The sequence below is a fragment of the Amycolatopsis sp. CA-211722 genome, from assembly GCF_056828465.1.
In genome coordinates this window covers 5,197,473-5,215,720 of record NZ_CP184752.1, presented here as the reverse complement: position 1 = coordinate 5,215,720, position 18,248 = coordinate 5,197,473, and the positions used below count along the sequence as shown (strand labels likewise).

The 18,248-nt window shown below is 66.2% G+C and carries 18 protein-coding genes; 7 read left to right on the top strand and 11 right to left on the bottom strand.

Annotated features, from left to right (window positions below; translation table 11 throughout):
• Positions 1–93: 93 nt before the first annotated feature.
• The 7 genes from tpiA to ACOCEP_RS25180 form a co-directional block, all read right to left on the bottom strand.
• Positions 94–879 (bottom strand): triose-phosphate isomerase, encoded by a 786-nt coding sequence (tpiA, locus tag ACOCEP_RS25210; RefSeq protein ID WP_034311753.1) that lies wholly within the window; start codon positions 877–879, stop codon positions 94–96.
• Positions 879–2,087: a phosphoglycerate kinase gene (locus ACOCEP_RS25205; protein WP_275451466.1), complete on the bottom strand. Its 1,209-nt coding sequence runs from the start codon at positions 2,085–2,087 to the stop codon at positions 879–881. The genes tpiA and ACOCEP_RS25205 overlap by 1 nt, the downstream gene beginning before the upstream one ends.
• Before the next feature lie 9 nt (positions 2,088–2,096).
• Positions 2,097–3,101, bottom strand: coding sequence for a type I glyceraldehyde-3-phosphate dehydrogenase (gene gap, locus ACOCEP_RS25200; protein WP_038515534.1), 1,005 nt, complete (start codon positions 3,099–3,101; stop codon positions 2,097–2,099).
• Between the two features lie 184 nt (positions 3,102–3,285).
• A complete protein-coding gene (locus tag ACOCEP_RS25195; RefSeq protein ID WP_482331454.1) occupies positions 3,286–4,467 on the bottom strand; it encodes a winged helix DNA-binding domain-containing protein in 1,182 nt (393 codons plus the stop codon).
• Between the two features lie 41 nt (positions 4,468–4,508).
• Positions 4,509–5,762, bottom strand: a complete 1,254-nt coding sequence (locus tag ACOCEP_RS25190) for an acyltransferase family protein (protein ID WP_482331453.1) — start codon at positions 5,760–5,762, stop codon at positions 4,509–4,511.
• Positions 5,763–6,303: 541 nt separating this feature from the next.
• Positions 6,304–7,188, bottom strand: coding sequence for a helix-turn-helix domain-containing protein (locus ACOCEP_RS25185; protein WP_482331452.1), 885 nt, complete (start codon positions 7,186–7,188; stop codon positions 6,304–6,306).
• 112 nt (positions 7,189–7,300) lie between these two features.
• Positions 7,301–7,753, bottom strand: coding sequence for an Imm1 family immunity protein (locus ACOCEP_RS25180; protein ID WP_482331450.1), 453 nt, complete (start codon positions 7,751–7,753; stop codon positions 7,301–7,303).
• Between the two features lie 242 nt (positions 7,754–7,995).
• Here ACOCEP_RS25180 and ACOCEP_RS25175 point away from each other — a divergent pair, with 242 nt between their 5' ends.
• The 6 genes from ACOCEP_RS25175 to ACOCEP_RS25150 all read left to right on the top strand — a co-directional run bounded on the left by ACOCEP_RS25175 (position 7,996) and on the right by ACOCEP_RS25150 (position 13,526).
• Positions 7,996–9,462, top strand: coding sequence for a helix-turn-helix domain-containing protein (locus tag ACOCEP_RS25175; RefSeq protein ID WP_482331449.1), 1,467 nt, complete (start codon positions 7,996–7,998; stop codon positions 9,460–9,462).
• 169 nt (positions 9,463–9,631) lie between these two features.
• Positions 9,632–9,826 carry a helix-turn-helix domain-containing protein gene (locus ACOCEP_RS25170; protein ID WP_482331448.1) on the top strand — a complete coding sequence of 65 codons (195 nt, stop codon included), beginning with the start codon at positions 9,632–9,634 and terminating at the stop codon, positions 9,824–9,826.
• Positions 9,823–10,143 (top strand): WhiB family transcriptional regulator, encoded by a 321-nt coding sequence (locus tag ACOCEP_RS25165; RefSeq protein ID WP_482331447.1) that lies wholly within the window; start codon positions 9,823–9,825, stop codon positions 10,141–10,143. Before ACOCEP_RS25170 ends, ACOCEP_RS25165 begins: the two co-directional genes overlap by 4 nt.
• Positions 10,140–10,478, top strand: coding sequence for a hypothetical protein (locus ACOCEP_RS25160; protein WP_482331446.1), 339 nt, complete (start codon positions 10,140–10,142; stop codon positions 10,476–10,478). Before ACOCEP_RS25165 ends, ACOCEP_RS25160 begins: the two co-directional genes overlap by 4 nt.
• Positions 10,475–11,224, top strand: coding sequence for a hypothetical protein (locus ACOCEP_RS25155; RefSeq protein ID WP_482331445.1), 750 nt, complete (start codon positions 10,475–10,477; stop codon positions 11,222–11,224). The genes ACOCEP_RS25160 and ACOCEP_RS25155 overlap by 4 nt, the downstream gene beginning before the upstream one ends.
• A gap of 169 nt (positions 11,225–11,393) precedes the next feature.
• Positions 11,394–13,526 carry an FtsK/SpoIIIE domain-containing protein gene (locus ACOCEP_RS25150; protein WP_482331444.1) on the top strand — a complete coding sequence of 711 codons (2,133 nt, stop codon included), beginning with the start codon at positions 11,394–11,396 and terminating at the stop codon, positions 13,524–13,526.
• A gap of 600 nt (positions 13,527–14,126) precedes the next feature.
• On the opposite strand, the gene ACOCEP_RS25145 is transcribed toward ACOCEP_RS25150, so the two are convergent.
• Both ACOCEP_RS25145 and ACOCEP_RS25140 read right to left on the bottom strand, forming a co-directional pair.
• Positions 14,127–15,707: a recombinase family protein gene (locus ACOCEP_RS25145; protein ID WP_482331443.1), complete on the bottom strand. Its 1,581-nt coding sequence runs from the start codon at positions 15,705–15,707 to the stop codon at positions 14,127–14,129.
• A gap of 404 nt (positions 15,708–16,111) precedes the next feature.
• The gene (locus ACOCEP_RS25140) at positions 16,112–16,534 is read right to left on the bottom strand and encodes a nitroreductase family deazaflavin-dependent oxidoreductase (protein WP_482331442.1); all 423 of its coding nucleotides are present in this window, start codon (positions 16,532–16,534) and stop codon (positions 16,112–16,114) included.
• Between the two features lie 87 nt (positions 16,535–16,621).
• On the opposite strand from ACOCEP_RS25140, the gene ACOCEP_RS25135 reads away from it, so the two are divergent.
• Entirely contained in the window at positions 16,622–17,560 is a 939-nt protein-coding gene (locus tag ACOCEP_RS25135; RefSeq protein ID WP_482331441.1) for an AraC family transcriptional regulator, read from the top strand.
• Here ACOCEP_RS25135 and ACOCEP_RS25130 read toward each other — a convergent pair.
• A complete protein-coding gene (locus ACOCEP_RS25130) occupies positions 17,544–17,957 on the bottom strand; it encodes a PIN domain-containing protein (RefSeq protein ID WP_482331440.1) in 414 nt (137 codons plus the stop codon). The genes ACOCEP_RS25135 and ACOCEP_RS25130 overlap by 17 nt on opposite strands.
• Entirely contained in the window at positions 17,947–18,213 is a 267-nt protein-coding gene (locus ACOCEP_RS25125; protein WP_482331439.1) for a type II toxin-antitoxin system Phd/YefM family antitoxin, read from the bottom strand. Before ACOCEP_RS25125 ends, ACOCEP_RS25130 begins: the two co-directional genes overlap by 11 nt.
• Positions 18,214–18,248: the final 35 nt, after the last annotated feature.

Genomic DNA, 18,248 nt, shown 5'->3' with positions numbered 1-18,248 from the left:
GCGGCTCTTGACCGCCAGAACACACCGTACTCCTGGACTCGTCCACTGCTGTGTGACGGACCGGATACCCAGGTTACCCGGTAGGTGCCCCGATCAGGGCAGGGGCCCGCCCGCGGCGAGTGCGCAGAGTTTGGTGAACTCGTCACCATCCAGGCTGGCACCACCGACGAGCGCACCATCGATGTTCTCGCAGGCGACGAGGTCACTGATGTTGTTGGCCTTGGCCGAGCCGCCGTAGAGCACGCGGACCGAGGACGCGACCTCGGCACCGTACTTCTCGGCGAGGGTGGCGCGGATGGCTCCGCACACCTCCTCGGCGTCCTGCGGGGTCGCGACCTTGCCGGTCCCGATCGCCCAGACGGGCTCGTAGGCGACGACGACGTCCTTGACCTGCTCGGCCTTGAGCCCCTTGAGGCCCTCGACCAGCTGGGTCGTGGTGTGGGCGATGTGCTCCCCGGCCTCGCGGACCTCGAGCTTCTCCCCCACGCACAGGATCGGCGTGATGCCGTGCTTGAGCGCGGCCTTGACCTTCTTGTTCACCAGTTCGTCGGACTCGCCGTGGTACTCACGCCGCTCCGAGTGCCCGACGGTGACGAAGCTGCAGCCCAGCTTCGCCAGCATCGGGCCCGACACGTCACCGGTGTAGGCACCGGAGTCGTGCGGCGACAGGTCCTGGGCGCCGTAGGTGAGCGACAGCTTGTCGCCGTCGGTCAGCGTCTGGACGCTGCGGATGTCGGTGAACGGCGGCAGGACCGCGACGTCGACCTTCGCGTAGTACTTCTCCGGCAGGGCGAAGGCGATCTTCTGAACCAGCGCGATGGCTTCGAGGTGGTTCTGGTTCATCTTCCAGTTGCCGGCGATGAGCGGTTTGCGCGCCACTAGTCGTTCTCTCCCAGCACAGCGACTCCGGGCAGTTCCTTGCCCTCCAGGTACTCCAGCGACGCGCCGCCGCCGGTCGAGATGTGCGAGAAGCCGTCCTCCGGCAGGCCGAGCTGCCGCACGGCCGCGGCGGAGTCGCCACCGCCGACCACGGTGAAGGCATCGCTCTTCACCAGCGCTTCGGCCACGGCACGGGTGCCGCCGGCGAAGGACTCGAACTCGAACACGCCCATCGGGCCGTTCCAGAACACGGTCGCCGCGTCGGCCAGCTTGCCCGCGAACAGCTCCCGCGACTTCGGGCCGATGTCGAGCCCCATGCGGCCGGCCGGGATGGCCGTCGCGTCGACGACGTCGAACTCCGCGTCGGCCGCGAAGCCCGTCGCGGCGAGGACGTCCACCGGCAGGATCAGCTCGACGCCGCGCTTCTCCGCCTCGGCGAGGAAGCCGCGGACCTGGTCCAGCTGGTCCTCCTGCAGCAGCGAGTTCCCGACCTCGTGGCCCTGGGCCTTGAGGAAGGTGTACGCCATTCCGCCGCCGATGAGCAGCCTGTCGACCTTGGTCAGCAGGTTGGCGATGACGCCCAGCTTGTCCGACACCTTCGCGCCGCCGAGGACGACGACGTACGGCCGCGCGAGGTCCTCGGTCAGCTTCTTGAGGACGTCCACCTCCGCCAGCACGAGACCGCCCGCGTACGCCGGAAGCGCCCGCGCGATCTCGTAGACCGAGGCCTGCTTGCGGTGCACGACCCCGAAACCGTCGGAGACGAACGCGCCGCCGGGGACGAGCGCGGCCAGCTCGGCGGCCAGCTCCTGACGCTCGGCCTCGACCTTGCTGGTCTCGCGCGCGTCGAAACGCACGTTCTCCAGCAGGGCCACCTGGCCGTCGGTCAGGCCGGCGACGGTGGCCTTGGCGGACTCGCCGACCAGGTCACCCGCCAGCGGGACGTCGACGCCGAGCAGCTCGGTGAGCTTCGCGGCGACGGGCGCGAGCGAGAACTTCGGGTCCGGCTCGCCCTTCGGACGGCCGAGGTGCGCCGTGACGACCACCTTCGCGCCCGCCTCGGCGAGCCGCTTGAGGGTCGGCAGGGCCGCGCGGACGCGGCCGTCGTCGGTGATGGTCTCCCCGTCGAGCGGGACGTTCAGGTCGGAACGCACGAGCACGTACCGGCCTGAGACGTCCTCGCCCAGCAGGTCTTCGAGGTTCTTCAGCGCCATGGCTCAGGAGAGCTTGGTGCCGACGAGCTTGACGAGGTCGGCGAGGCGGTTGGAGTAGCCCCACTCGTTGTCATACCAGCCGACGACCTTGACCTGGTTGCCGATGACCTTGGTCAGCGGCGCGTCGTAGATGCAGGACGCCGGGTCGGTGACGATGTCGGCCGAGACGATCGGGTCGTCGCTGTAGCGCAGGATGCCGGCCAGGGGGCCCTCGGCGGCGGCCTTGTACGCGGCGTTGATCTCCTCGAGGGTCGCGCTCTTGGTCAGCGTGACGGTGAGGTCGGTGGCCGAACCGGTCGGGACCGGGACGCGGACCGCGTAGCCGTCGAGCTTGCCGTTGAGCTCCGGCAGGACCAGGCCGATGGCCTTGGCGGCACCGGTCGAGGTCGGGACCATGGACAGCGCGGCGGCGCGGGCACGGCGCAGGTCCTTGTGCGGCGCGTCCTGCAGGTTCTGGTCCTGGGTGTACGCGTGGATCGTGGTCATCAGGCCCTGCTCGATGCCGAAGGCGTCGTTGAGGACCTTGGCCAGCGGGCCGAGGCAGTTGGTGGTGCAGGACGCGTTCGAGATGATGGTCTGCGAACCGTCGTACTTGTCGTCGTTGACGCCGAGCACCACGGTCAGGTCCTCGCCCTTGGCGGGCGCGGAGATGATGACCTTCTTGGCACCACCGGCGATGTGCGCCTTGGCGGCGTCGCCGTTGGTGAAGAAACCGGTCGACTCGACGACGACGTCCACGCCCAGGTCGCCCCAGGGCAGGTTGGCCGGGTCGCGCTCGGCGAGGGCCTTGATCGTCTTGCCGTCGACGACGATGCCCTCGTCGCTGACGCTGACCTCGCCCGGGAAACGGCCGAGGATGGAGTCGTACTTCAGCAGGTGGGCCATGGTGGCGACGTCGCCGAGGTCGTTGAACGCGACCACCTCGATGTCGTGACCGGCGGCCTGCACGGCCCGGAAGAAGTTGCGGCCGATGCGGCCGAAGCCGTTGACACCTACGCGAACCGTCACTGCTGCCACTCCCTTGAGACTCGTCCGGGATCGCCCCGGTAAGACGTCCTTTACTCGGGCGCAACCCTAGCGTGCGCGCTCGGGCCACCCTCTTTGCCCTGACGAGACTTCCACCACTCGGTGGGTCAGGTCAAGAATCGATTAAGTGCGTCGCTACCAGGACGTCTTGGGAAAACTCTCAGCTTCACTGTGCTAGCCGTCGCTCCAGCGGCGTGCGCATGCGTGGCGTGACTCGCACCTCCCCGAACCACTCGGCCAGGTGGTTCGCCTCCGCCTCGACGGCCCGTTCGACGTCCGCGCCCACATCCTCCAGGAGGTGATGGACGACCTCGCCGTCCGGCTTTTGCGCCCAGCCTCCGACGATGCGGCCGTCGGCCCAGACGGTGGGCCCGATGTTCCCGGTGCCGTCGAACAGCGGTGCCTTGTGCGGGCCGAGGTACCAGTCGCGCTCGATCCACCCCATCGCCGTCGGGTCGAGGGACGGGAGCAAGGCGACCCAGGGCCGGGGATCCGCGACCGGCTCCAGATCGTCGGCGAGCACCACGCCGGGGACACCGTCGAGATCCACCTCGACCGGCTGAATCTCCGCGAGCGCCTTCTTCGTCTGGCCCGCCGTCCAGCCCGTCCACCAGCGGAGGTCCGCGATCGGGGCGGGCCCGTAGGCGTAGAGCCACCTTCGGGCGAGCTCGACCCTGGCGGCGTCGGCGTCCCAATCGGGGAGGCCCTGCGGCAGCCAGCCCGTCATCGGGGCCCAGTAGTACTGGCTGCTGATCCAGCTGCCGCGCGGGCGGCCGCGCACGATGCGGCCGTCGACCGCGAGCTGGAACAGGACCCGGCTGGTGACGTTGGCGATCGCCTCGTACGGCTTTCCCTTCGCCATCAGGAGTTGCTGCTTCAGGCGCGGCTCGTCCTGGGAAAGCTCCTGCGCCGTGGCGGAACCGCGGGCCTTCAGCGCGCGCTCCGTCGCGTCCTCGACCTCGGCCAGCCAGCGTGCCGGCTCCGGCACGTTCTCCGGATGTCCCTGCGTGCCAAGGTGTTGTTCGAGCAGGCGGCGCTGCTTCCTGGCGATGTCGGCGGAACAGGCGGCCTGCACGAGGGCCGCGTTCTCGTGTCCGAGGACGAAGACCGTGCGGCGCATGCCGAGCATCCGGATCAGCGTTCGCTCCTCGTAGAGCGCGCTCTCCAGCTCGGCGACGCCGTCGCCCTTCACGCGCGCCCACGCCGAGAGGTGCACCGACGCCGGGTCTGTGGCGTGCAGCGCGACGACCGCGTCCGCGGCGGCGTGCACCGACTCGGCGGGCGTGACGAGGCGATGACGCGTGGCGAGACGGGCGCGGCGCTGCGCGATGTCGATCTTGGGGGTCACGGATCGGTTCTATCACCGGGGTCCGACAAAACCCCGGCTCGTCAGTTCCGATGCTCCCGGCAGTGGGCCACCGGCGGCACCGGTGCCCCGGGCCGCGGCTCGAAGCGAGCGACTTGAGGCGCCGGCAGGCGAGGCGGCCGAGGCGGCACGGCCGGGATCACCTGGGTGATCTCCTCGTCCGGGTGCGGCGCGCGTCTTCCGCCGCCGGACCGGGTTTCGTCCGGTGCCCGGAGATAGACCCGCAGTTTCTGGGTCGGCCGTTCGATCAGCCGCCAGGAAACCAGCCCGCAGACGTACGCGGTCGGCACCGCGAGCACGATCAGCAGGTACGAGTTCCGCACCCCGGCGAGGGTGTACAGCTGCTGGACCGGCATGCCCCACACGTACATCCCGTAACTGGGATAGACCCACTGGTCGTACCCCTCCAGCCGGCGCGGCCAGTGGTAAGCCCAGGTGATCGCGCCGTAGCCCGCGGCGATGGGCAGGATGAAGCGGGTCGCGGGTTCGAGGGGCGGGGTGAAGTTCGCGACGAGGTAGAGCGCCACCAGCGCGTACGCGACGGCCGGGCGCAACGGGATCAGATCCCGGTAGCTGTGCAGCAGCATGCCGAGGACGAACGCCACCAGGAACGCCACCATCGACCCCAGCGGGACGCTGAACAACGAGCCCGCGTCGCCGTGGAAACCGACCGAGGCCCCGATGATCCCGTCCGCCACCATGAACGCCAGCAGCAGCGGGATCAGGACGATCCGTCCGCGCGCGAGGCCGCCCACCAGGCCGACGACGAGCACGATCAGATATCCGGTGGTCTCCATCGGGAGCGTCCAGATCGACCCGTTCGCGGAGAACGGGTACGGGTTCTCGGTGAACACCCCCGGGAGCAGATGCTGCAACGGGTACAGCATCGCGTTGTGCGCGACGTAGCCCCAGGTGCCGGGGTTCCCCCAGTACTCGCGCGGGCTGAGCACCGTCACCAACGGCCCGATCACGAACGCCGTCACCATGACCACGAACAGCAGCGGCGGCCAGATCCGCAGCACCCGCTTGAGCAGGTACCGCCACCACGAGGAGTCACGCCGCCAGCTGTCGGCGATCTGGTAGCCGCTCATGGCGAAGAAACCCATGAGCGCGAAGTACCCCAGCGAGATGTTCCAGCTCGACGGCAGGCTGGTGATCCGGCTCGGTTCGATGATCGGGAAACAGTGCTCGAAGACGACCAGGATCGCCCCGATCATCCGCAGCCAAGCGAACCCGGTGTCCGGTTTCGCGTACGTCTTCCCAGCGGGGCTACTCATGGATCACCGGCGGTACACACCTGGAGTCTTCCGAACCCGCCATGCGCGGGAGGCTACCGGGGCCTTGCCGGGCCCGTGCGGGATACCGATACTTCTGGTGGGAAAGTATCAACCGCAGACCGCCGCCGAACACCGAGTGCACAGAGGGAGCGACCCACCGTGACCGAACCCGATCGTTCACGCCGGGAACGCAACCTGGGGCTCGTGGTGATCCTGGTGCTGGTGGTCGTCCTGGAGACCGCGGTGATCGGTTACCTCGTCACGTCGAACTGAGCGACCGCCGTAGTGGCGGGAACGGCGATGTTCGGCCTGCTCGCCGCGTCCGTGAAGGCCTCCTTCAGGGACTCTGGGTCCCTCAAGGCGACTACCGTTTTGTTTACCTACTTGTGACCACGGGATCTGTACTTCGCTGCCCTAGGCGGGCCGCTTGGTAGCAAGGAGCCGCCCAGCCCGCGCCCTTCTCAGGGGCGGGCTGGGCGGCTCGACTCTGGCGATCTTCGCGGGGTGGCTGTGGTGCCACGCGGTGGCGTGGACGACTTTGTCACCCGCCGTACGTCTCTAAGGTGTTCCGTTCGAGTTCGCTAGTCCGGTTGACGATCCAGCTCCGGGACTGCTCATGGTCGAGTGCTGTGGTCGCGAGGTGACTGAGGAAACCCCGGTAGAAGGTGATAGCACTGTCGTCTTCCAGGAATAGACTGGCGGTAAACGCGTCGATGTGGACTACGGGCGGATTTCCTTCGTCGCAGAAGATGCTGAACTCGCGGCCGCTGTCGGGTTGCCCAATCGTGTTGGGTATGACGTGAATATGACAATACGGGAGAGATGAGGCGATCTGGAGATGAAGTAGCTGCTCGTACATGACTGTCGAGTCGCCAACCATCGTACGTAAGGCTTTTTCGTGAATATAGAAAGTGAGGCTAGGGCGAGAGTGTCGGGCGAACAGGGCATGGCGATCAAGTCGAGCCTCTACGGCGTTCTCAAGATCGGCGCCGGTATAGCCGTATCGCAGCGAAACGGCGCGAATATAGGCGTCTGTCTGGAGCAGTGCGGGAATCGCCTCTGAACTGTAGGTGGCGACCGCCGTACTGCACATTTCGAGTAGAATGAGGGTGCGAAGCTGATCCGGCAACCCTGGACTATGGAACCTTAACTGGTATCCGCGAGGCTCGTCAGCAAGTGCGACAAGCTCTTCGAGTTCCTCCGGGGTGGCGCGAGCGCGGGCAAGATACACCGCAACGTCTCCTGTCGACACCGAACGTTGGCCGCTTTCCAGCCGCGAAACCTTGGGAAGACCCCAGCCTAGCTTTCGCGCCATGTCAGTGCCGCTGTACCCGGCACGTTTGCGAATCCGCCGAAGCTCATGCCCTAATTCCCGGCTACGTGCGGTCGATGTTTCATTTCTCGCCGTTGTCGCCGATTCACTCACGATCTACTCCTGCTAAACCCAATCTAGTACTTGTCATACAGAACCCTGGAGAAACTTTCGACGTCGACTTGTCCCTCTCGTTAGCTCGAAGACTGGCGAAGGCATTACCAGACTAGTATTGGTCGTATGGACGCCACTGCACGTTAGTCGGGCGTTTTCTTGTTTTGAGCCATTCAATTAATGCGCGGCGCGCGTCGTCGATCGAAATTGCCGCAGATCGTGGAAATACCGAACCGACTTCGCCGTTAAAGATGAGATGCTTCGCGCGAGGAAGCGGTCGTTGAGAGTTGAATGAGTTTGCGATTAGCATTTCCGCATCATCATGGTCGGTGTAATTTAGTGCCGCTAGGCCGATGGAAGGTCGGGCACTAACTCTCATTTGATGATTGGGAAACGGGCCCTGCTTGCTGCGGTGAAACTCAACCTCTCCCACTGACAAGGTGGTTTCAGAATCGACGTGCTCCATGCTCAAAATTTCGTCCACGAGTGCAACCGATTCGGCCATCCCGTGCGTGACTCGGGCTACGCCAGAAGAAAGTAATGCCGTGACAATCATTGCTTCCATGTCACCCGTCGCTCAATTTGAAGCCGGTCTTTATCCCCTCGCAGGGAGCTTGCCTAACCTACGGTCGTGGGACGCAACGCCGAGGTCTATATCGACTTGGGCATGCCGCATGCCGGGTCCCGCATACCCGCAGGTCACGAGGCACTTCGGGACGAGGTGACCTTCACTCGGTGGTGGCGAACCAGGGTGCTAGGTAGGCTGGTCAGAGGTTGATCGGCTTGAGCCTCGGCAAGGGGGATCGCATGGGTGAGCCCGGTAGTTCGCGGAGTTGTCCGGAGTGTGGAACTCTGCTGGCCGCCGACAACACCGCCCGAATGTGCAGCAAGTGCCTCCGGGAACAACGCGACCAGCTTAGAACTCCCCCCGCGCAATTGAGGAACGAATTCTTTCAGACTGACGAGTTCCAAGCAGCATTCGCGAGTCATCACATGGGGAAGGTTTTCAAAGCCTACCGAAATCACCCACGCCACCGTGAATTGTTCGGAAAGGCTCTCAATCAAGAGTTGCTAGGCCGTTGGCTTGGACTCAACCAGGCTCAAGTCAGCAGGCTTGAAAACGGTAAAGCCGAAAAGAACATCGACGCCCTTACCGAGTACGCCCAAAAACTACACTTGCCGCAACATCTCCTTTGGTGGGATTTTCCGGGACAGAGTCGCCTAGCCTTTCCGGAATCTGTGAAATCAAAGAGCGCAGTTGTTCCCGCGAGTGCGCGCGACGAACTATTGGTCGTTAATACGGGAATGGACACGCTCGAACTTTTGCGACGACTACGAGCGTCCGCTATTAACTCATCGACAATGGATGCAGTAAGCATCACCGTCGAGCAACTATGCTGCGACTATCCGCATTCAGACGCGCGAACACTGATGACCAAAGGCAAGAACTGGCTAAGCCAGATGACGAACTTGCTAGAAAACCGGCTTACACTCGCGCAGCACCGCGAAGTTCTCAGCAAGGCGGGAACCTTGGCATTGCTCGTTGGTTGCCTTGAATATGACACTGGCGACTTCCGTGCGGCAGAGGCGACGCGCCGCATGGCAATGGAACTGGGAAAAGAGGCTGGCGATCAAGGGATTGTGGGCTGGGCGCACGAAATGCGCGCATGGTTCAATCTGACGACTGGCAATTTCCGTGCTGTAATTGCGGCGGCCGAGGAAGGCATTTTGGCCGCTCCGTCCCACTCCGTTGCGGTTCAACTGTATGGGCAGCAAGCGAAGGCTTATGCCCGCATGGGAAAGCCTGACGAGGTTCGTCAAGCGCTGGATAGTGGCAGCGCCCTTTTGGATCAGCTTCCCTTCCCAGAGAGGCCGGACAATCATTTCGTGGTCGATCCGGATAAGTGGGATTTTTACGCAATGGACACGTATCGAATTGTTGGCGAAGACCAATTGGCCCAACGCAATGCGGAAGAAGTGATCCGGCGCGGCGTCAGCCCCGAGGGTGTCCAGTTGTCTCCGATGCGCATAGCGGAAGCTGAACTGACGCTAGCGGTCATTGCAGCACGGCGTGGCGACGTCGAGGAGGCGGCAGGGCTAGGACTGCGAGCAATCCAGGGTGGCCGACAGAGTCGTCCGTCGCTGTTGATGGTCTCGGCTGAACTGGATGACGAGTTGGCGACCTATGGCGCGGGCGCGGGCAGGGACTTCCGCGACATGCTTGCTGAGATCAAGCGCGCCCCCAAAGCCGATATTCCAACCGAGAATATTTAATTCTTTCTCGGAATATCGGATCGAATGCCCGCGTCGCCTACCTGCGGTTATCCTTGAGTGGAATAGTTTATTCCCTCGATGGCATAGTTGATTTGCTGCTCTGGCGCCTTACTTGATGGCAGCGGCTCGCAATTCCGCGAGTCGCAGCCAACAGTAAGGGTTAATAACCATGAGTAACGCTATGCGAAGTGCCGGTGATCCGGCGTTTCTTTCGATCCGTCAGACCGCGCGGGTTCTCGGTGTCTCTGAGTCCGAGGTGTGCCGCGCTGTCCGTGTCGGCACGCTGCGGGCGGTGCGTCGTCGTTCGCGGCTGGTGGTGCCTGCTGCTGAGTTGCGGCGTGTGCTCGGTGGTGGTGCGCGATGACTGCGGACGAGTACACGGAGATGGCTGCTCAGCTTGACCGGTTGTCCGCTGCGTCGGATGACGTGTTGTCCGATGTGGTGTCGCGGGATGGTTTGTGTTGGTGGGCGTTCGACCGGGGCGGTTTCCCCGAGGCAGGGACGGACAGGGCGACGGCGGCCCGGTTGTGTGCCGGGTGCCCGGTGATGGACGAGTGCCTTGAACTCGACTTGCGCACGGCGGGGCCGGACACGGTCGGGGTGTGGGGCGGTTTGCCGGACACGGACCGCCGGACGCTGTTTCCGGTGTGGGTGCGTCGTCGGGGTGGTGAGGTCCGATGACGGTCTCTCTGACGACGACGCAGATTCTCGCCGGGGCTGGTGTCCTGGTGTTGCTGTTCACGGTGTGGCGGGCCAGTGCCCGCAAGGCACGGGCGGCGGCGGACGTGGCACGGGCTAGTGCCCGGGTGGTGTCGCTGGCCGGGCGGGTGCTGTTCACGGGTGCCGCGTTCGTGGGCGTGCAGTGGTTGGTGATCACGCACCCGGGTAGTCCGCTGCTGCTGCTCGTGGTGCTGGCGGTGCCTGATCTGATCGCGGCGCACGTTCTGACACGGGCGTTGACGGTGACCACGCTGGACACCGGAACAACCAGGCGTCGGGGTGGTGGTCGCCGATGACCACGAGTGCTGAGCAGATGGCGCGGGACGCTGCCGACGCTGCCGAGGTGCGGCGCTGGCAGTCCCACCCGGACGTGATCGCGTGGCGGGTGGAGCGGGTCCGGCGTCAGGTGGACCGGTTGTGCTGGTCGGGGATCGTGCTCGGGCTGGCGTTCACGACGGCGAACGTGCAGTGGTTCGCTGCCGCTGGTGCCGGGGTGGGTTCGCTGCCGTGGCTGACGGCGTGGCTGCTGGACCCGACCGTGTGCCTGGTCCTGCTGGCCATCCTGCGGGCGGAACAGGTCACCGCCCGGTACCAGGTCCGCACGGGCCGGTGGGTGCGTGCGGCGAAGTGGCTCACGCTGGCGGCCACGTATGTCATGAACACGTGGTCATCGTGGGCGGCCGGAACGGCGGCCGGGGTGGTGCTGCACTCGGTGCCTCCGGTGGTGGTGTTCGTGGCCGCCGAGGCGGTGACGGACCTGCGGGACAAGCTCACCGATGCGGTCCAGGTCGCGGTCAGCACGTCCATGAACCGAGCGCCGGTTCATGAACCGGCCGTGAACGAACCGCCCGTGACCGTGGCCGAGGAACGGCCGGAACGGCGGAAGCTGTTCGCCGATTACCTGGCGGACGCGCGGGCGGCGTGGTCGCCGGATGTGGAGATCACTCCGGCGTGGGTGCGGGAGTCCACCGGGTGTTCACGTGGCCTGTCGTCCCGGCTGGCCTCCGCGCTGGCCGCCGAGGTGGTGCGCCATGACCAGTGAGGCACGGAAGTCCGAAGTGGAGTACGTCGGCCCCATCCTCGACGGGGAACTAGTCGATGACACGTTGCCGCAGCCACGACAGCGGACGATGCGACGACGGGTCGTGCGATGGCTGCTTCGTTGGCTGCGCGGGGTGTGGCAGTCCGGGCGGATGGTGCGGGCGCGGTCGGTGGCCGCGTACCGGGTGCGGCAGGCACCGCGCGATGTGGTGCGGCTGGTCTGGTTCGTGGCGCGTGGTGTGTGGCGGTGGCTGGTCAAGTTCTGGTCGTGGGCCACGTATTCGGACCTGCGGGCGGACGCGAGGCGGGCGCGGCTGGCAGGCGACGCGGAGGCACGCCGAGCCGCACAGGAGTTGATCCGTTCGGACGCGACGGCACGATGGGCCAAAGTCGGTATCGCCATCCGGCGGGCCGTGATCGCGGTGCGGGTGGCCGCTCCGGTGGTGGCGGTGTTGTGGGCGGTGGCCGCGTTCCTGGACCGGGCGGACATGTGGACGTGGCTTGCCGAGGTCTACACCGGACTCGACGCGGCATGGTCGCTGCTGACCACGGTCGGCCCGTGGGTGTTGTGGTTGCTGCCGTTGGCGTTCGTGGTCGCGGCCGCGTTCGAGGGACGCGACCGCACGCCGGGCACGGGCTGGCTGGTGCGGCCGGACCGGGACGACGCGGATTCGTGGGTGGACGAACGGATGATTTCCCGCGCTCTCGCGCACTTGGGTATCGCTCCGCTGGACAAGTTCTACCGCGACGGCGGGGAACTGGTGTACACGGTGGCCGCCCGCCGGGACGGTGACGGCACCGCCGCACAGATCCGGCTGCCCATGGGCGTGACGGCTGACATGGTCGCCGCGCGCCGGTCCAGGCTGGCGGCGAACCTCGGGCGTTCGGCACTGGAAATCTGGCCCACCAAAGGAGAAGAGGACGGAATCCTTGATCTATGGATCGCGGACAAGGGTGCCCGCGGCGCCGGCGACTGGCCCCTGGTCCACGAAGGACAGACCGATGTTTTCGAGGGCGTCCCGTTCGGACTTTCCCAACGTGGCACGGTAATCAACGCCCCGCTGATCGGGGTCAACTGGCTGATTGGTGGTCGCCCGGGGCAGGGCAAGTCATCCGCGCTGCGCACGCTCATGCTCGGTGCGGCACTCGACCCGACCGCAGAGTTGTGGGCGTTCGTGATGGGCGAGTCAACCGATTTCGCTCCGTTTGAACCTCGATTGTCCCGCTACCGCATGGGAATGGACGACGGCGTGGCCGAGGCGGCGACGCAAGCCCTTGCGGACTTGCTGACCGAAATGGAGAGACGCGGCAAGACCCTCGGACAGCAACCGGGACGGCCGCCGAAGGTGTCGCGGAAGCTTGCCGACAAGCGCGCGTTGGGCCTGCACCCGCTGGTGTGCGGGATCGATGAGTGTCACGAGTTGTTCCAGCACCCCAAGTACGGGAAACGGGCGGCTGAGCTGGCGGTGCGGCTGATCAAACGCGGCCGCAAGTACGGGATTGTTCTTCTGCTGGCGACCCAATCGCCCACCAAGGACAGCATCCCGCGTGAGATCACGCGCAACGTCGCGTGTGGTGTGGCGTTCTCGGTGGCCGATCAGGTCGCCAACGACGGGCTGTTGGGGTCAGGGAAGTACGCGGCCGGTATCCGCGCGACCGATCTGCGGATCAACAGCGACAGGGGAACGTGTGTCGCGGTCGGCATCACCGATGAGATTTTCGAGTTGGTGCGGACGTTCTATGTGCCGTTCGAGGATGAGGCCGACGACGTGACACCGGTCATCGCCCGCGCCATAGCGTTGATTAAGGAAGCAGGCCACGCCATCGAGACCAGCACACGGCCGGAACTCGACACGGCACCCGTCGCTCTCGCGGATCATCTGGCCGACGTGGACACGGTGATGAACGGTGACCGTCGCGTAAGGACACAGGTCGTCCTGACGCGGCTGGCGCGGCATGACCCGGACGAGTACGAGGGATGGACGTTCCGGGACCTCACAGCCGCACTCAGCGCCTACGGCGTCGCTCCGGTGAAGTCGGACGGCGTGAAGGTCATCCGCGCCGAAGACGTCACCGCAGCACTGGTCGCCCGTGCCCGCGACGGTGGGGACCCGGACAGGGACGCGACAGGGACACAGGGAGATCTCCCTACCGGGTCCCTCGGTGAAAGTCACGCTGTTGACCAGGGCGAACACGGTTCAGGGACCCGAGGGACCCACCAGCCCGGCACCCCGGAATCCGGCCGAAACCCGGGTGTCCCCGAGACCCGCGAAGGTCCCTCCCCCACAGACGGCGGGAGGTGACCGCCCTTGCCTGACCGTCCCCGTTCGACACGACCAGCGACCGCAGAGACCAGCCTGAAAGGCAGCGACCATGACCAGCACACCGACACAGCCGAGGACCGACACCACCCCGCAGACGGCCGACCGGGCACCCCGGACGGTGACCACACTGACAGCCCGCAGGACGCGGACCAGCCGGACGCCGACACGCCCCGGGACGGTGGACAGAGCACCACCGCCCAGGACGCTGAGACGACCGTAGACGGCTCGACACGGTCTGCGGCGGGTCATCCTCGGGCTGGTGGGCCATCCGGCCGCCCTGAGGGCGACGCAGGCGGACGGGTCTCGCGTATCAGTGAGGAATCCCGCGCCTACTGGCGTCCCATCGTGGCGAGTATGGCGCCGATGACGAGTGAGGAACTCGCGGACGTCGCCGCTATTCTCCGCCGGATCGATGCCCGACGTCGTTGACCAGCGCTGCTAGGTAGCGTCCCGGTTGATCCGGGCGCATCCTGACTAGATGGGTGGAGGGCCAGGGGTCTTTGATCGGATGGCAGAGGCAGGCGAACGCGCCGCCGCTCGTGAGCGGCGGCGCGTTGCCGTTGAATACCGTAACCCGGACTAGCTCCGCGAGTCCGTTGCCGCGTTCCCTTGTTTGGCGTTCCACTCCGCAATGACACGGGCGAACTCGTCCGGGCCTAGGTTCCGCAACCGGGTGCGGTCAAACACCCGCTTACCGGTGCGGGCGCCGGGAAACACGACCAGTTTGCCGGTGCCGATCGCGCGCGTAAGCATCGCGCGCTGTTCCTGGATGTCCTCGGTCTCCCAGTCTGCTTCCAGGGTCGAGGCGGCCTCGGCCTGTGTCGGCCCGGCAGTCGTCACACTGGCCAGCGCGTCTCGTTCCGCCGTCAGCCGTGCCAGGTCAGCCGCGAGGGGTTCGTTCATGACGTCGAACGCCTCCATGGAGATCTTCCGCTTGCCGAGTCGTTCGCCGATCCCCGCTTGAAGACTCATCACCTCGGCGATTTCTTTCCGCAGCGTTTCCAGGCGCTTACTGGCCTGTGATCGCCTGGCGGTCACTTCGGCGGCGTGCCGTTCGTCGGAGAGCCGTTCCACCACGAACGTCAGCAGTTCGTCATCGACCGCGCGACGGTCGATGAACACCGTCCCGCAGCCCCGGCGCTGCTTGGGACAGAAGTAGGTGGAACGTGGGGTGCCGTCCGGATAGGTCCTGTCGTTCGTCGTGCGGCCGGTGAGCTTCCCGCCGCAGACCCCGCACCGCAGAATCCCCGTGCCGACATACGAGCGGCCCGCTACCCGTCCCCGCTTGCGCCCGGCGAACAACGCTTGCAGCCGGTCATAGGTGCGCTGGTCCAGGATCGGCTCACCCGCCAGCTTCCCCACGATCTTCCCGTCATGGACCAGGTACCCACCCAGCGAATGCCGCTTCATCGTGGGCAGCACCGTATTCGGAACCCACGTCAGACCCGTAACCGAGAGCAGTCCAGCTGCGTTCCACAGGTCGGCGACCTTGCTCGCCGAACCGTCCTCGGACAGCAGCAGCGCCGCGCCGTCCCGCAATGCCTGCCGCTCACGCTCCACCAGTTCGGCGGACACGTCCGGGCGGTCGGCGTTCGTCTGCCCCTCGTCCGGAGTCCACCACGTGTCTTTGCCCGGGAACCCGAACCGGCGCGTACCGCCCGTCTCCCGCCCCTGTGCCCGGAACGACTCGAACCGCCGCTTCAGCCGCCGCGACGTGTCGTCACTCGACCGGGCCGCGTGCGCTACCTCAATCCGCAGGATGAAGCGGTCATCCGGGTCGGCTAGATCACGCTCACCGTGCGCCGAGTACACCTTGTAGCCGTTCTCCGCGAGATCGATCAACGCCTCCAGGTCACGCGGCTGACGGAACAACCGGTCCGTGTGCCATACCACGCACCCATCCGACTCACCCGACTGCACACGCTCCAACAGCCGCTCCCAGTCCGGACGCCGGACCCCGCGCTTCCACGCCGAGAGCCCATCCGACAACTCAAGACCCAGCACACCGCCAACCCGCTTGATCACCTTCGCGTTGTCGGCGTGCTGGGTCTCGACCTTCTCCAACTCGCCCGTCTCCGGGACTTTGGACAACCGGCCGTACGAGTCCAGAACCGGCCGCCGTCCATCCTGACCAGCGCTAACCTTGCCGTCGTCACCCATGCCAACGACAGTAGGTCAACAAATCAGCAGTCGCTAAGGAGGCCTTCACGGACCAGAAACGCTGGGTGCGCGGCACCACCGCCTCGTGAGTGGTCGCGGGCGGGTCGGTGGTGGGGTGTGAAGGCTCCCTTCGCCGCGTCTGATGCGGTGAAGGGAGCCTTCACCCCGGCCACTCGCCCGCGCAGGCCACCTCGCCACCGATGCCCGTGTCGCGAAAGCCACTTTCGCGACACCTGATGTCCCGAAAGTGGCTTTCGCGACACGTTCGATAGGCGGAAGCCCGCGAAAGCCCCCTTCCCGCCCCCAGAGGCAGAAGGCCTCCACGGACCGGCAGAGCGCGGTGACCCTCTACGCCACCTTTGACTTACGGGTCGATAGAACCGTCCTCACCACTCACGAGGGGCCTAGACCCGCTCCAGCTCGAAGACCGGGATGACCCGGCTGGTCTTGCCCTGGTACTCGGCGAACTGCGGCATGACGGCGGACTGCCTGGCGTAAACCTCGTCGCGCTCGGCGCCGGCGAGCAACCGCGCGCGGACCGGGAAGGTCTCGGCGCCGAGCTCGACCTTGGTGTCCGGGTTGGCCACCAGGTTGTGGAACCACGCCGGGTTGTCGTCGGCGCCGCCCTTGCTCGCGAAGATGTAGATCCGGTCGCCTTCGAGGAGCGGGACGAGCGGCGCGATGCGCTCGGTGCCGGATTTCGCGCCGGTGTGGTGGACGAGGACCAGCGGGTATCCCTCGAACATGCCGCCCGCCTTGCCGCCGGTCTCGCGGAACTCGGCGATCACGGTGCGGTTGATCTGGTCGAAGTCGAACGTGTCAGTCATGACCTCGATCGTATGACTCACCAGGTGACCATTTCGATGCCCGAGAACACCATGAACATATCCGTTTGTCGCACTACCCTCGATGTCATGGATCTGTTGGCCGAAGCACTCGCCGTGGGCGGCGTCCGCGGTACCGCCGGCGCGCGGATCGAGGCGTCCGGACCATGGGGCATCCTCTGGCACGGCATCGCCCGCGCCGCCTTCTACGCCATCACCTGCGGCACGGCCTGGCTCGAACTCGCCGGGCACCCGCCGCGAAGGCTGATGCCCGGCGACGTCGTCCTGTTGCCGAACGGCCCGGAGCACACTCTGCGCAGCGCCCCGGACGTCGCGATCATTCCCAACCTGTGCACGGCGGCGGAGAAGGCGCGTGACTGCGGCGGCGTCCTGCGCCTCGGTTCCGGCGACGTGGACACCCATGTCCTCGGCGCGTCCTACGACTACGACCCGGCGGTGTCCACTCAGGTGCTGGCCACGCTCCCGGAGCTGGTGCACATCCGCGCGAACCACGTCGGCGGCGGGCTGGACGACACGGTCCGGCTCTTGTCGCGGGAGCTGGCCGCCCCGCAGATCGCCACCGAGTTCGTCCTCAACCGGCTCGTCGACATCCTTCTCGTCCAATTGCTCCGCGCGTGGCGGACCGAGAAACCGGCCGAGGCGCGGGGAACCTGGCTCGGTGTCCTCGGCGATCCGCTGATCAGCGTGGCACTGGCGAAGTTCCACGAAGACCCGGCGAAACCGTGGACCACCGAACTGCTCGCGGCGGAGCTGGCGACCTCGCGCAGCACGCTGACCCGGCGCTTCCGTGAGACCACCGGCCGGACACCCGGCGAGTACCTGACCCAGTGGCGGATGGACCTGGCCGCCGTCCGGCTGCGCGACACCGGCGACACGGTCGACACCATCGCCCGCTCGGTCGGCTACACGTCGGTGTACGCGTTCAGCCGGGCTTTCCGCCGCGCTCGCTGTCAGGCTCCTGGGCAGTACCGGGCCTCGGCCCGGGAAGGCTTCAAGCCGGCCGGGTGACCGGAACGACCTCGAGAAGTTCCTTCAGGCCTTCGAAATCCTGCGGATTCGTTGTGTAGAGCGGCATCCGGTGTGCGATGGCCACGCTGGCGATCATCAGATCGGCCACCCGGCGCCGGGGCGTCCTGCCCATCGCGAGCACGGACGCCGACACCCGGCCGAAGATCCTGGCCGCCTCGGTACCGAAGGGCAGCGGGTCGAATTCGGACTCCACCCGTTGCAGCAGATCCGTGCGCCGGGCTCGTTCGGCCGGGTCGGCGGCGTAATGCGGGCCCGCCGAAAGCTCGGCGAGCGTGATCGTGCTGATCGACATCAGATCCGGCAGCTGGGCATGATCGATCGACCGCCGCAGAATGAGGATGTTCGTGTCGAGCAGGCCGTGGACCTCAGCGGCCATAGGGATCGTCCGCCTCCCCTTCGAAGGCCTCGTCGATGTCCGCGCGGAACCTGTCCGGGTCGATGAGCGGCGCGTTCGCCGAGCCGGCGGCGAACTGGTCGCGGGAAACGGCGTGCCGTCGACACAACGGGACCAGCTGGGCGATGGGCGAACCGCTGCGGGTCACGGTGAAGGTCTCACCGTGCTCGACCGCGTCCATGATCTCGCCGGACCGGTTCCGGAGATCACGCTGAGAGATCTCGTGCTGAACGCTCATGAACGCACTATAGCGCTCATGTGCCCCCATGTGCC